The sequence below is a fragment of the Clostridium tarantellae genome, from assembly GCF_009295725.1.
Taxonomy (GTDB): domain Bacteria; phylum Bacillota; class Clostridia; order Clostridiales; family Clostridiaceae; genus Sarcina; species Sarcina tarantellae.
This window is the reverse complement of sequence record NZ_WHJC01000060.1, coordinates 1-14,983: the sequence shown is the minus strand read 5'-3', so window position 1 is coordinate 14,983 and position 14,983 is coordinate 1. Positions and strand designations below refer to the sequence as shown.

Here is a 14,983-nt window from a genome sequence, read left to right as displayed (position 1 = left end):
AGTTTAAACTATACCTACTTTTTTAACTTCTTACTATTTAAAACTATTAATTTTTATAAATGTTATAATTTACTTAAGTTTTATTGATTAACTAAAGTATCTTCCATTTATTATACCATTAACTATACTTACTAAATTTTTAGATACTTTTGTGGTTCTGAAATTTTTTGCTAGTGGTCTTGATTTTTTCCCATTTGAATATTCACACACTACTTTGAATCCATATAATGTATTGGCTTTTAAATTTTCTGCTAGATAACTTGTCTCATCAATAGGGACCTTAGCTAATTCCATACCATCTTTATAAATAATATAGTTTGTTAAACCTTCAGTATTACTTGGTGCTTCCCAGTTTAAAGTAATAAAATTTTCTGTAGATTCCCCAGTTAAATTTTTAATCTTTTCTGGGTTTATTTCTAAATTTTCCTCTTTTTTATATACATTAATTTCAGAACCTGAAGCATATCCATTTACTCCTTCTAAAGCTGTTAATTTTACATACTTAGCTTTGGTAGCATTAAATTTTAATTTTTTAGTATCTTTAGTAATATCTAAAGTACCATTTTCTATAACTGTATTAAAGTTTATTCCATCTACACTTACTTCTAAATTATATTTAGTTATTCTTCCATTATTATTACCATCTTGTCTTGGCATATAGTCTACTCTATCAATTAAATATTCTTTACCTAAATCTATAGTAACTGATTGTGGTAATACATCTAACTCTGGTGAATATTTAGTATGCCATCTTGTATCTACATTTCCATCCAATAAATTACTTGCTTTTGCACTAGATTGACTACTTGTTGCTGTGGCAGTCATTTGCTTTTGAGGTATTTTTAATGGCTCTTCATCCTCATAATCTGGTGCTTCAGGGAAAGCTTCATCTACTTCTCCATCATACTCATCTATAATTAAATCATCAATTACTAAAATTTCTGGACTTAATTTCTCAAATGAAAGATAATAATCGTCAAAATCTCCAGTTTGGAATGTATATTCAAACTCTCCATATTCTTTTTCCTTTTCATATTTAGGAAGTCTAACTTTTAATTTATCATTAGAGTCTCCCCCTTTATCAGTTTTAAGAACTAAATCATACTTTCCATACTTATCCTCACCACCAATTTCATTTACTGGAAATTTATATTTGAACTTAATGGAATATTTAGAATTTTCTTTTAAGTTTAACAATCCAGGTACAGTTCTCATTACTACACCAGTAGTGTTTTCTTGAGTTTTTAATGACCAATTTCCTTCTATAGTATCATTAGTATATTCCTCATGTAATTCTGATAAATGAGTTCTTGTTGGACCTGTTCTACCTTGTATAAATGGTCCCCATCCTTCATCTACTGTTTCAAAATCTTCATAAAAATAATGATTTGATTGTGCTTCTTTTTCTTCTTCACTTCTATCATGCTCTACCACTCTTACATTATCAAAATATACATAAGAATCTTCTGAACCTTCATCTACCTTTAAATTAATAGTAATTTCATCAACATTTTCAGGAACAGTAAAGTCTACTTTTATTCTTTGGAAATATGTGTCCCACTTATCACTATTTTTAGTATAGTTAATATTATTAGTTGCATTTATAGTATGATAAAATTTTTCTCCATTATCTAATACAACCTCTAATGTTACATCCCTTTCTATACCTGGCTTTATTTCTGTCCAAACTGAAGCTGAATAATCTTTTCCACTTTCAATTTCTATAGTTTGTGAAAGCATACCATCTTTAGCACCTTCAACCTTTGCATAGGTTTGACCTTTTGATTTTCTTGGATCATCTTCAAATTTAATATGATCTAAAGTATTTGATGTAGATGATGGAATCCACCAGCCTTCATCCTCCTCATTACTAACTTTAAATATATTACTATCAAAACCCATATCCCCAATATTACTAGTTTCTGACCACTCTGTTTCTCCTAAAGTTTCATCAACTTCCCCTTTATATAATACATAAGGTGTTTTCTCTTCAAGATTTAAAGCTATTTGTCCATTTACTACAGATATTTCTTCAATTAATTCTCTACCTATATCTGAAGTTTTATATAAATAAACTGTTGATATACCCTCTTCTTTCCAACTCTTTGGTAGATGCCATTTTTTCTCTTCTTTAAAATCATTCCAAGCATATATTTTATCTGGATTTTCTATATCTTCCTCAGAATAAGGAATAAATACTCTATTATCCTTAGATAATAATTTATCTGGCTGATCCTCTGATCTATCTGTATTTCTATAAACAGTACCTTCATGAATTATATTACCATCTTTAATAAGCTGAGTTTTTCCTCCTAAAACTTTGCCATTTTCATTTACTTCTAAAGTTCCAGGTATAATTTTACTTTCTAAGTTGCCTTCAAATTTAACATGACTTTCTTTATCCCATTCAACTATAGGAAAGTGTTGCATATATTTTGTTGGTAAAGTCCAATTGTAGAAAGTTTCTACTGAATATTCTATATTATTCTCTAAAGGACAATCTCCTGACCATCCCATAAATCCTTTATTCTTATTACCTTTTAATAGTATATCATTTGGAAATACATCCTTCATTTCATTCTCTACAAATCTTACTATTTGACTTCTTGTACCTCTATATTGCTCACCATAATCTACTCCATCTGTTATATTACCATTATCATAAGTCAAATCTGCCCAATGAGTCCATATAACATTTCTTCTCATTGGACCACTCCACTCTGTAGCTACAATCCAATCATTTTCCATTAAATATTTTTGAAGATTATATTCATTAAATGGATTTGAACGATATACATCCACATAAACCCAATCTAACTCACTAGTAGCTTCCTTTAACTCTTTTAATCTAGCTTGTAATCCACTAGGTCCTTTATCTAAAGTATCATATCTTTTATCTATATACCAAGATTGATCTAGCCAATTCCATCCTTCTCTATAAGGTTTTTCAAGTACATCATAATTAAAATGTTTTGCTTCTGGATATATTTCTGTGGCATTTATATGAACACCTACAAGAGTGTTGTATTTATCTTCTACTACCTCTGCCATTTCGTTAAATTCTTCTAATCCACCTGCTCTTTTATTGAAATTGTTACCATAATCTGGATGTCCACTATCATGTCCTTCTGATTGATATCCTTTAATTAACATCATTTGACCAAATCCATCTAAATAATTAGAATACTTTGCAACTTGGTCTGTTAATCTATCAAAAGGATACTGAGCTAATGAACCAAAATTCATAGCTACATGAGATACTCTATCCTTAACTACATCTGAATCCTTTGGTCTTGAATAATGCTTTCTTAACCCTATAGCACCATCTTGCCAAGTTACATCACCACTGTTATTTTTATCATCTGAAATTACAACTTTTGAAAAAGGTAATTCTACAATTTCACTCTCCACTTCTCTATAAGTCCAAACACCGTTCCATAATCCTGCTTCCTTTTTATTTCCATTCATAGTTGTTTGATAATAAACCTGTGCTGTATAATCTAAAACATTGTTTTCTATAGCAGCAGAAAGTTGTCCATTTTCAAAAATACCCATAGTTTGATTTACAGGTTGAGCATCAACAGCTTTATCCTTAAACTTAAAGAAATAATCATCAGATTTTAATACATGAAATACTCTGGCAGCTGCTATATCTGCCTCTTCTTCATTTTCATGAATAGTAACTAAATTATGATTTGGTATTTCTATAGATTTAACTAGAAATTCTCCATTTTCTTTTATACTAGTAAAATTAAGATTTACACAATCTTCATCTATGCTTATTTCAACAGTCATTACTACATTTATTTCTGCAAATTTAAGTGTATATATTGCTTTTTCATCAACCTTTTGAAATTCTACCTCAGGTTTATAAATTTCATTATTTATTTTAAATATATCCTTAGATTTTAAAGTTCCACCAATGCTTTTATTTTCTTTAGAATACTCTATAATATTAGGAAATTTTGTATCTACCTTTATTGTTAATTGATCTGAAGATAATGTTTCATAATCTTCACCTATAACTCTATATCCTTCACTCTCTGCTACTTTTACTTCTTCATCATTTAAACTTCTCTCTATTTTTGAAACACTATTAGTTTCATTATTAACCTTAACTTCATTTGCCTTTACAATTTGTGGTGTTAATAGTGATGCTCCATATAAATAAGTCATAATAGCAGCCGAATATTTTACTGCATTCTTCTTAGTAAATTTATACCTAGCCATAACCTTCCTCCCCTTAAACTTTATAATAAAAGCTTAACATATTTTACATTTATTGTAAATTAAGCAAGAAATGAAATTCACTTTTTATTAAATTTCTTTATATATTTTTATAAAGAAAAAAATACAGAGCTTTTAAAACTCTGTATTTTTTAATAGATACTTTAAATTTAATTGATGAAATTTAGTGAAATTATAAATTCTTAATATGAATGTGACTAACTATAATAAATAAATCTTTTTTTTAATTAAAATATATTTGTATAAATTATAGCTGCTAATACTGCTGCTAAAATTGGTGCAATTACTGGTATCCATGCATAGCCCCAATTGCTTGTTCCTTTACCTGATATAGGTAATATAGCATGTGCTAATCTTGGACCAAAGTCCCTCATTGGATTTATTGCATAACCTGTTGTACCTCCTAAGCATAATCCAATAGCAAGTATTAAAAAACCAACAGCTAACGGCTGAACACCCTGAGCAAAATTTCCTGATGCTATTCCTAAAAGACCAAACATTAATACGAAAGTTCCTATAAATTCTGAAATAAAATTACTAACTTTGTTTGGTATTTCTGGTGTGGTAGCAAAAGTTGCTAGCTTTAAATGGCTATCATCTGTTATTTTAAAATGATCATAATACATAATAAATACTGCTACTGCTCCTAAAAATGCTCCTATAAATTGACCTAATATATACATAGGTACCTTACTCCAAGCAAATTTTCCAACTACAGCAAGAGCTATAGTTACAGCTGGATTAAAATGTGCACCACTAACTCCTCCAAATATATAAACAGGTATTAAAACAGCTAAAGCCCATCCTACTGTAATAGCTAACCATCCTGCACTATTACCCTTTGTCTTTTTTAATACTACATTAGCAACTATTCCATCACCTAATAGTATTAATAAAAAAGTTCCTATTACTTCTCCTAAAAATACTGTTATATCCATTTATTTTTCTCCCAAATATTCCTATTCATTAGTTTAAATAAAACCCCTTAATAAGGGGTTTTGCAAGTTTTTTTATTAATAATTTAAATTTTTTTATTTAGACTAAAATGCAGCCTTAAATATTTCCATTACTTCTTTTTGATTTCCTTTTCTTGGGTTACTGAAAGCATTTCCATCTTTTAATGCCATTTCTGCCATATACTCAATGTCCTCTTCCTTAACTCCCATTTCTTTTAAGCTTGTTGGTATTCCTATATCTTTTGATAATCTAAACATAGCCTCAATAGCTTTCTCAGCAGCATCCATTACTGATAATCCTTCTATGTTCTCTCCCATAAACTCTGCTATATCAGCAAATTTTTGTGGATTTGATATTAAGTTATATCTTGAAACATATGGTAATAACATTGCATTTGCAACTCCATGTGGCATATCATATAATCCACCTAATTGGTGAGCCATAGCATGTACATATCCTAAATTAGCATTGTTAAATGCTATTCCAGCTAATAATGAACCATAAGCCATATTTTCTCTAGCTACTAAATTTTCTCCTAGAGCAACAGCTTGTCTTAAGTTGTTTGATATTAACTTTATAGCTTGAATTGCTGATGCATCTGTCACAGGGTTAGCATCCTTTGATACATAAGCTTCAATAGCATGAGTTAAAGCATCCATTCCTGTAGCTGCTGTTAATCCAGCTGGCTTCTTAACCATTAATAATGGATCATTGAATGAAACTAAAGGTAAGTTTCTCCAACTAACTATAACAAATTTAACTTTAGTTTTAGTGTTTGTGATAACACAATGTCTAGTTACTTCACTTGCAGTTCCAGCTGTAGTATTTACTGAAAGAATTGGAGGCAATGGATTAGTTAAAGTTTCTATTCCAGCATAATCATAAAGATCTCCTTCATGAGTTGCAGCAATTCCTATTCCTTTACCACAATCATGAGCACTTCCTCCACCAACTGTTATAATCATATCACAATTTTCATTTTTAAAGATTTCTAAACCTTCTGCTACATTTGTATCCTTTGGGTTTGGTTCAACTCCATCATAATATGCAACTTGGATTCCTGCATCTTTTAAATGTTTAACTACTAATTCAACAGCTCCACCTTCCATATTTCTTAAGAATTTATCTGTAACTATTAATGCTTTCTTTCCACCTAATATATTACATCTTTCTCCTATAACTTGTATACAGTTTGCACCCATAAAATTTACGCTTGGTACTAAAAAATCATACATTCTCATTTAACTTTCCTCCTAAATTATTATTAAAACTTTTATTTTTTTATTTAAATTTATTTTTTTACTTTATTATGTCTCTTCCAGCAGTGGCTATTGCTAAATCTTCTTCAACAGTTCCACCGCTTACTCCAACAGCTCCAACAACTTGTCCATCAATTATTATTGGTAGCCCACCACCAAAAGTGATGATTCTACACTGATTAGTTAATCCTAATCCATATAAGCTATTTCCTGGTTGAACAACCTCACTTAATTCATGTGTTCCTTGTTTTAATGCCCAAGCAGTAAATGCTTTGTTATTAGCTATGTCAATGCTTGTTACGAAAGCATCATCCATTCTATTCATAAGAACTAAGTTTCCACCAGCATCCACAACTGAAATAACTACAGGAACTTTTATTTCTATAGCTTTCTTTTCTGCTGCTTCAACTATAGTCTTAGCTGCATTTAAAGTTAATTGCTTAAATTCTTTTAACATTTTGCTTCCTCCTAGTTTTCTTCACAATATCTAGCCATTGCAAATAATGTATCAGATAATCTATTTACATATGTTCTTAATTCTTCTCTTACAGTTTCTTCTGAATTTAAATATATAATAATTCTTTCTGCTCTTCTTACTACTGTTCTTGCTACATGTAAAACTGAAGATGATTTATTCTTTCCAGGTATAACAAATTCTTTTAATGGTCCTACTATATCCATGTATTTATCTATTAAATATTCTAAATAAACTATATCTTCATCACATATTAAATCTTTTAGGTATTTTAAGCCATTTTCGTCACTTGCTAATTCTGCTCCTAAATTAAATAGCTTCTTTTGTATTGTAAATAATTCATTATGTAATTCTTTATTACTTATTTCACATCTAGCTAATCCTATAAAGGATATAACTTCATCTATTGTTCCATAAGCTTCTACTTTTGTACTGTTTTTTTCAATTCTACTTCCACCAAATAATGAAGTAGTTCCTTTGTCACCAGTTTTAGTATAAATTTTCATAATTATTCACTCCTAAATAGCTTTAAAGGTAAGCCTTTTACTAATCTAGCTGAATTTGTTCCTATTGCTCTTACGTTCTCTTTGTTTTTACTAATGTTTAAAATATATAAAGGTTCATCTTTAAGTAGCTTATTTGTTGTTAAACATATTATGCCCTCTTTATCTACACCTATACCTATTCCTAATCTAGATTCCTTAGATGCTCTATGACTTAATTCTTGTGAGTTTAAATTTTCAATATACTTTACAAAGAATGGCAATTCTTCCTCTTCTATTCCCCATAATATATCATTAAAGTATTCAAATTTTTCTACTTTACTTGTGCAATATATGTAAATACTTGGTTTATCACATTGATAAAATCTAGTCATTATTTTTTTACCTCTTCTGATAGAGCTAATATTAATCCAGTAGCTACAGCATTTCTTGGACCTTCACATCCTCTAATATTTCCTCTACCTGCAACTACTCCATATTGAGCTAGAGCATCTGTTACTAATTGTGGCACTTCAAAGTCTAAGGATGAACCTCCCACTAAAACTACAAATTCTATATCTCTAATATTTCCTGTTTTAGAAACTTGTTTTAAAGCCCTTAAACAATTAACTACAAAAACTCTTTCCTTAGCTGTTTTTCTTATAGTTCTTATTTTCTCTATAGAAGTTGTAACCTCTATAGGTATTAATTCACTATCTTTTACAATAACAACTTTAGCAAATATACTTGGGTCTAATGCTTTTTCAAAGAATTCTACACTGCCATCTTCATGTCTTATATGGAATAAACTTTCAACTTTTGCTAATGGATATTTTTTTATATCCTCAGCTAATGAAAAAGCTTCTAATCCTAACTCAGATTTAATAAGCATTGTTACCATATTGCCAGCACCAGCTAAATGTATAGATTTTATATGATTTTCTTTAGTTATTATGGCTGCATCTGTAGAGCCTGCTCCCATATCCAATATGGCAAGTGGTGTGCTACTTCCGGGAGTTGTTAAAGCTCCTCTTATAGCCATATCAGCCTCAACACCACCAACTTCCACAGGTATCTCTAACCTATCCTTTAATTTATCTGCAATTATATTCATTTGAAGCTTATGAGCTTTTACCATGGCAGCTATACCCACAGCATTTTCCATAGAAAATTCACTTGCTAATCCACCTTTAACTTTTACTGGAGTAAAAGTATCTACAGCTAATAAATCTTGAATCTTTATTTCATCTCTTTGCTGACCTGTTAAAGTAGACATGACTTGTCTTACTTTTTCAAGCATACCACCTACGTTAGTTCCAGCTTCACCATTGATGTCTTCAATTGGAGATGCTAAATTTACAGCTTCCATTATTTTTTCTGCACCAAACTCTATGTCTATAGATTCTTTACGTCTAGTGCCTATTATATTTATTTTTCCTGCTGGTATTGTTTTTTCTTGAACATCTCCTTTAGGCGTTTTTATTACAACTGCTGATCTATTTCCTATTAATGCTCTTGAAATTGGAACTATCATCTTAGTTTCCTCAGAACTTAGTTCAAATACAGTTGCTATACCATATGGATTACAAAGATACTCTATAACTTTTCCCTTTTCTGCAACTTCTACAGCTGAAAGCATTCCTAATGGAACCTTTTCTAATAAAGAAACTTCATCAACTATTGGAATTTTTTTGTCTAGTCTATTATTTATTAAAACTCCATCATCCTTTTGAACTATAGCAGCTGTTATATTTATTCCTCTTTTAACAGTTTCATTTATAGTTTTTGCAGCTTTAATAAAATTAACCTTACCTAAAATAACAGGTATAAATTTATTAGTTTCTTCTGTTAAACTTTCTACATCTAAAGTATCTAGTTCTTCAAAAGCAACTGTAGTACCAATACCCATACCAATTCCTCCTGGAGTTAGAGGATTATGTCCTATCATTGTTGATTCTGTTATTATAGTTTCTGTTATAGTTTCCATAGCAACATCCCCAATAACTGGAGCTGCTTCATTTATTCTAATCAAATCTAAATCTTTTAAATCTAAATGAACCTTTTTTAAAGCTTGTGTTAATGAACCTATAATTCCGTTTATATTTTCTTCTGTTCCTTTTATTCCTGTAGTAGGAACTATTCCACTTGAAATAAATTTAGGATTACTATTTTCTAACTTACATAATGCAACTTCCGTAGTAGCATTACCTATGTCTATACCTGCAATAATCTTTAAATCTTTATTACCAGTCATAGTATTATTCCTCTCTTAATTTACTTCTCTTCTTATAAACCTCTGCTGCCTCTCTTATAAAGTCTGCATTAACTTTAGCATCATATTTATTTTCTAGTTCATCAGCTATAGATAGAAGCTCTTCAAATGTAGATCTAAAAGGTCTTAAAGCATTGTATATTTCAAGTATTCTATCATCTGGTACTTTTATTAACTCAGCTGCTCTTCTAAAATTTCTTGCTATAGCTTCTCTATTGCTACTTTCAGCAACCTGTGCTTGCATTTCTAATGTATCTGGTGAAATTCTTAAGTCTTCTGCTTTTATATCACCACTCATAACATTTTCTAATGTTATCTCATCTAATGTTTTTCCAGTTGGAGTCTTAATCCATTCCTTACCTTTTGATGATAAAGGATAATTGCATGAACTCATTCTTTTTTGTTCCATTGACTATTCTCCTCACTAATTAAAATTTAACTTTTATTTCTATAGGTTTTCCACCTACTACTACGTGTTTAGTCTCTTTTATATGCAATAATGCTGCCTTTGCCATAAACTTAGGTCTAGCCATTTGATCATTCTTTGTTGGAACTGGTGTTGGTGACTCTCCTTTAGCATATTTAGCTGCATTTTTTCCTATTAATCTATATATATCAGGAGTTAACAGTGGTGCTTGTGGAAATAATTCTAAGTTATTTAATGGAAGCAAGTCCTTTTGATGTATTACAGTTGTTCCCTTTGATTGTATTCCTATTCCAATTCCTGAACCACTTAATTTAGCTACGTTGTTACCTATGAAAGATACATCTGATGTTCTTATGTCTCTAACAACCCTTGCAGTTAATCCTTCTTCTTCTATTCCTGCAATAAGCTCTAATAAAACGTTAGTATGTGGTACATCTACTATTGTTTTAGTTTGGTACTTAAGAAAAGCAGGTGCTATTCCTATTACAACTTCATCATTTCTAGTTCCAACTACTGCTTCGCCAATTTCTTCTATTTGAAGATCTACTGGTTCATATATATTCATTGAGTTTTCCATTTCTCTAACCCCCAAATTAATCTATATCTTCTGGTCTAATTACGCTTGGGATATTTTTAATTTCTTCCCATCTCTCTTCACTTATTCTGTATCCTGTTCCTGGACCTTCATAATCATTCTTATCATTTACAGCACTTATTACATTAAATTCCCTATCTAATATTGCTGATGTTTGAAGATAATCTCCAGTTACCCTTTGCTTTAACATATTAAGTAGATTACTAGCTACATCTTCAAATCCACCTTTATTTAAAGCTTTAACTATATCTAATCCACCAATTCTCTTATTCATCATTTCTTCTGTTGCTTTTAAGTCTTCAACAACATTTCTCTCTGGCATATCTTTACTTCCATGCGCATAAGTTGCTGCTTCTACTTCTTCATCAGTTACTGGAGTAAATCCTAATTCTCTAAATACTGTTTGAATTGCTCTTGCTGCTTTATTTCTAGCCTTTATGACTTCATCTTCTGTTACTGGTCTTAATCCACCATCTACCATTAAATCTCTTTGAAGTACATTGTAATCATCAAAATCCTCAGCATCAAAGTTTGAACCGGCAAACATATTATCGTAGTTTGGTACAGCACTATATCCTGAGAATATAAAGTCTGTTCCTGGTAACATTTGCATTAATGTTCTTGCTGTTCTTCTTATATCTGAATGTGAGAATGTTTGATCATTAGCTGAAGCAACCTCTAAGTCTAACATTGCAGCTATTAAATTTTCTGCTAATACAGCTCTTATTCCTGATGGAACTGCTCCTGTCATACCTATACAACTAACTGCTCCATTTTGTAATCCTTGAACTCCAGCACCTTTAGTTATATAAATACATCTTGATTCTAAATAAAGCATTGATTTACCTTCAGCATATCCCATTAACGCTTCTGAACCTGTTCCAGAAGTATATCTCATTTTTAATCCTCTTGAAGCATAAGCTGATGCTAAAAATGCTTTAGACCATGGAGTATCATCTCCATCAGTAAATACTGATTCAGTTCCATAAACTGAAACTGTTTCTGCATAACTTGTTAATCCTCTCATTCCTAAATCAAGCTCTGTAGCTTCCTCAACTGAACATTGAGTTAAAACTCCACCACGACCAACTTGTGATCCTATTAATATTGCTAAAGCATTAAATGGAGCATATCTAACTATACCTACAGTTGTTTCTTGCTCTGAAAATCCTCTTACTCCAGCTTCTGCTGCATCTGCTGCTATTTGAACTGGGTTATCCTTAACATTTGTAACATGACATTGATTTGATGGTGTTTTTCTAGCTCTCATTTTTTGTAGTGCCATCATCATTTCAACTACGTTCATGTGTGACATAACTTCTACAACCTTTGCTGGTGTAATAGCTGTTGTTATTTTAACAATCTCATCTCTTGAAACATTAATGTCTACAAGTTTTCTACTTATTTCTAATGAACTTAATTTCATAGACTCTTCAACTCTATCTAAGTTAATTGCATAATCAGCTATGAATCTATCTATCATATCAAAGTCTTCTCTTGACTTACCATCTAATTCTACTATTTTACCGTCTTTAACTACTACAGATGACTTTGGATCATTAGGGTTATGCATTGCTATCAACCCTTCTTCTGCCCATTCTCCTATAAGTCCATCCTGATTTACAGGACGCTTTGCTAGTACTTGGAATCTTTTAGATCTCAAAGTAAATTCCTCCTCTTAAAGTTAATTTATATATTAACCGCTTGTTATTTTTTTATCATTCCCCCTAATTTTAATATATATTTTCTAAAAACTCATTGAAGATTTTTACTGTATTATGTGAAATTTTTATCTTTCTTTTTTTCAATGCTAAGAATTTTTCTATATAACAAAATAATCCTATAAATATATAAAAGTAATCCTATACATAGATATTTCTAACAATAAAAAAACGTAAGTATTATAAAATGCTTTATACTTACGCTTTATTCTTAACTATTATTTATATCTATATTGTTTTTTCTCTAAATCTTTTAGGAGTTAATCCTGTTATTTTTTTAAATACTCTTATGAAATATCCACAATCCTCAAAACCTATATCCCAAGCTATATTTAAAATAGACCTATCTGTATTTAATAATAATTCTTTAGCTTTTTCAATTCTTTCATTATTTATGTAATTTACAAATGTAACTCCCATTTCTTCTTTAAATATTTTACTAAAGTAGCAAGGACTTAAATTACATACAGCTGCAATAGTATCTAAGGTTATAGTTTTATTTATATTTGTTTTTATATATTGAATAGACTTTTCTATTGGAGACTCATCTAAAATTATATTCTCATCATAATTTTTTTCTATACACTTTTGTACAATTTTTTCAATTGTATTAGTTAACTCTATAGGATTAATAGGTTTTAGTATATAATCATAAACACCAATTACTAATGCATTTCTAATTAATTCAAAATCATCATGAGCAGTAACCATTATAATATTTTTGTTTTCATCATTTTGTTTTATTATTTTAGCTCCTTTTAGACCATCTATTCCTGGCATTTTTATATCCATAATTATTATATGTGGATTAAATTTATTGTCTAATTCAATAGCTTCTCTTCCATTAGTAGCTTCTCCCACTAACCTTACACCACTTATATTACCTATAATAGCTTTAAGTGCTTCTCTTTCTAATTCTTCATCATCTGCAATTAATATTCTTATCATTTTTTATCTCACCCTAAACTCTTCCTTGGTATAATTATTTTTATAGTAGTGCCTACACTAATATTACTTTCTATGTTTATTTTAAAATCTTTTTTATAATAGTGACTTAATCTTCTATTAACATTACCCATACCTATACTTTTATTTCTATTTACACAATCTTTATTTAAATTGCTTTTCAATCTTTCTAAGTTAAATTTATCTATTCCAACTCCAGTATCCTTTATAATTATGTTGAAAGTTTCATCACTATCTATACAATTTATCTCTATAACTCCTCCAAGTTCTTTTTTTTCAATTCCATGTATTATAGAATTTTCTACAAATGGCTGTATAGTCATAAAGGGAATATTCATATTATTTAACTTTTCATCTACATTTATTTTATATGATAGTCTATCTCCAAATCTAACCTTTTGAAGATTTAAATATGCTTGTACATATTCAAGTTCCTCTTCAATAGAAACCATTCTACTATGTTTATTTATGTTATATCTTAAAAGCTTTGATAAATCATAAGTTATCTTTTGAATTTTAGGACAATTCTCTATAATAGCTAAAGAAGATATACTATTTAAAATATTAAATAAAAAATGTGGTTGCATTTGCGATTGTAACATTTTTAACTTACTTTCATTATATTCTTTTTCTATTTCAGCCTTTAATTTTTCTGCTTCCATACACTTCATATTTTTTTCAGCTAATTCCTGCTGTGTAATTTTTAATACACCCTCTTCAACAATATAATTACATATATGAAACATCATATTAGCTATAGACTTTATTCTATCAAAACTTATTTTTTCTAATTTATTATAATAATCTATTAATCTACTATCTGATTCCTTAATAGCTTTAGCTTTTTTTTCATCGTAATATATACTATTTATATTTACATCCTCATCATTTTTAATAAGTACCTGTCCAGCCATTACAGCTCCTAGATACTCTCCTTTTATTATAATAGGAGATGCAAAATCAACTACTCCATTGTAACATTTATATATGTAAGGCTTATTTAATTTATTTGCTTCTTCTCCCCCTATAGAATCACACTTTTGGCATAATTTTAAGTGTTCCTTATTTGATCTCATATACTCACAAAAATAACTACAGTTACTATGCCTAGTAATAGGTATGCCTTTGTTATCTACTACAATCATAGCGATTTGAGTTGCTTCTGCAATATCATCTTGTATCTTTTGCACCTTTTCTATATCAATTACTTCTCTTAAGTTTAAACTTTTACCCAAAATCAATTCACCTACTTAACCGTTTTACTGTATTACCCTTTTTTATTCTATAAACAAATTTAAAATCTGTCTAGATAAAAAATAAACAATCTACTTATTATTTAATGGAAATATATTCTTTTTTTATTAGATTTTATTAATAATATATTAAGATAAAATTAGTATTCATCTTAATTATCAGTGTTTTCTTAAAGACTATGTATAGTTTATAACTTAACAATAAAGTTAATTTTTTGACATTATTAAAGTTTTATTAATTTTATATTAAATTAACGGATTGTGCTAGTTAAATTTGATTTTGAATTAAATGGTAATTATTTTAAAGAAAAAAATATGCCTATAAAGC

General features: G+C 29.4%; 12 protein-coding genes. All 12 read right to left on the bottom strand.

Features of this window, described 5'->3' with window-relative positions:
* Positions 1-87: 87 nt before the first annotated feature.
* A complete protein-coding gene (locus GBZ86_RS06240; RefSeq protein WP_152888809.1) occupies positions 88-4,230 on the bottom strand; it encodes an endo-alpha-N-acetylgalactosaminidase family protein in 4,143 nt (1,380 codons plus the stop codon).
* A 245-nt stretch (positions 4,231-4,475) separates the two neighbouring features.
* The gene (locus GBZ86_RS06235) at positions 4,476-5,186 is read right to left on the bottom strand and encodes an MIP/aquaporin family protein (protein ID WP_152888807.1); all 711 of its coding nucleotides are present in this window, start codon (positions 5,184-5,186) and stop codon (positions 4,476-4,478) included.
* Positions 5,187-5,288: 102 nt separating this feature from the next.
* Positions 5,289-6,446 carry an iron-containing alcohol dehydrogenase gene (locus GBZ86_RS06230; protein ID WP_152888805.1) on the bottom strand — a complete coding sequence of 386 codons (1,158 nt, stop codon included), beginning with the start codon at positions 6,444-6,446 and terminating at the stop codon, positions 5,289-5,291.
* A gap of 58 nt (positions 6,447-6,504) precedes the next feature.
* A complete protein-coding gene (locus GBZ86_RS06225; protein WP_152888803.1) occupies positions 6,505-6,921 on the bottom strand; it encodes a GlcG/HbpS family heme-binding protein in 417 nt (138 codons plus the stop codon).
* Between the two features lie 11 nt (positions 6,922-6,932).
* Entirely contained in the window at positions 6,933-7,445 is a 513-nt protein-coding gene (locus GBZ86_RS06220) for a cob(I)yrinic acid a,c-diamide adenosyltransferase (RefSeq protein ID WP_152888801.1), read from the bottom strand.
* A gap of 2 nt (positions 7,446-7,447) precedes the next feature.
* On the bottom strand, positions 7,448-7,816 hold the full coding sequence (locus GBZ86_RS06215) for a glycerol dehydratase reactivase beta/small subunit family protein (protein WP_152888799.1): 369 nt from the start codon (positions 7,814-7,816) through the stop codon (positions 7,448-7,450).
* Complete coding sequence (locus tag GBZ86_RS06210) at positions 7,816-9,675, bottom strand: diol dehydratase reactivase subunit alpha (RefSeq protein ID WP_152888797.1); 1,860 nt, start codon at positions 9,673-9,675, stop codon at positions 7,816-7,818. The genes GBZ86_RS06215 and GBZ86_RS06210 overlap by 1 nt, the downstream gene beginning before the upstream one ends.
* Positions 9,676-9,679: 4 nt before the next feature.
* Positions 9,680-10,102 (bottom strand): diol dehydratase small subunit, encoded by a 423-nt coding sequence (locus GBZ86_RS06205; RefSeq protein WP_152888795.1) that lies wholly within the window; start codon positions 10,100-10,102, stop codon positions 9,680-9,682.
* 19 nt (positions 10,103-10,121) lie between these two features.
* Positions 10,122-10,697: a propanediol/glycerol family dehydratase medium subunit gene (locus GBZ86_RS06200; protein WP_152888793.1), complete on the bottom strand. Its 576-nt coding sequence runs from the start codon at positions 10,695-10,697 to the stop codon at positions 10,122-10,124.
* Positions 10,698-10,713: 16 nt separating this feature from the next.
* Complete coding sequence (locus GBZ86_RS06195) at positions 10,714-12,378, bottom strand: propanediol/glycerol family dehydratase large subunit (protein WP_152888791.1); 1,665 nt, start codon at positions 12,376-12,378, stop codon at positions 10,714-10,716.
* Between the two features lie 286 nt (positions 12,379-12,664).
* Positions 12,665-13,384, bottom strand: coding sequence for a response regulator transcription factor (locus tag GBZ86_RS06190; RefSeq protein ID WP_152888789.1), 720 nt, complete (start codon positions 13,382-13,384; stop codon positions 12,665-12,667).
* A gap of 8 nt (positions 13,385-13,392) precedes the next feature.
* Positions 13,393-14,637, bottom strand: a complete 1,245-nt coding sequence (locus GBZ86_RS06185) for a sensor histidine kinase (protein ID WP_152888787.1) — start codon at positions 14,635-14,637, stop codon at positions 13,393-13,395.
* Between the last annotated feature and the right edge of the window lie 346 nt (positions 14,638-14,983).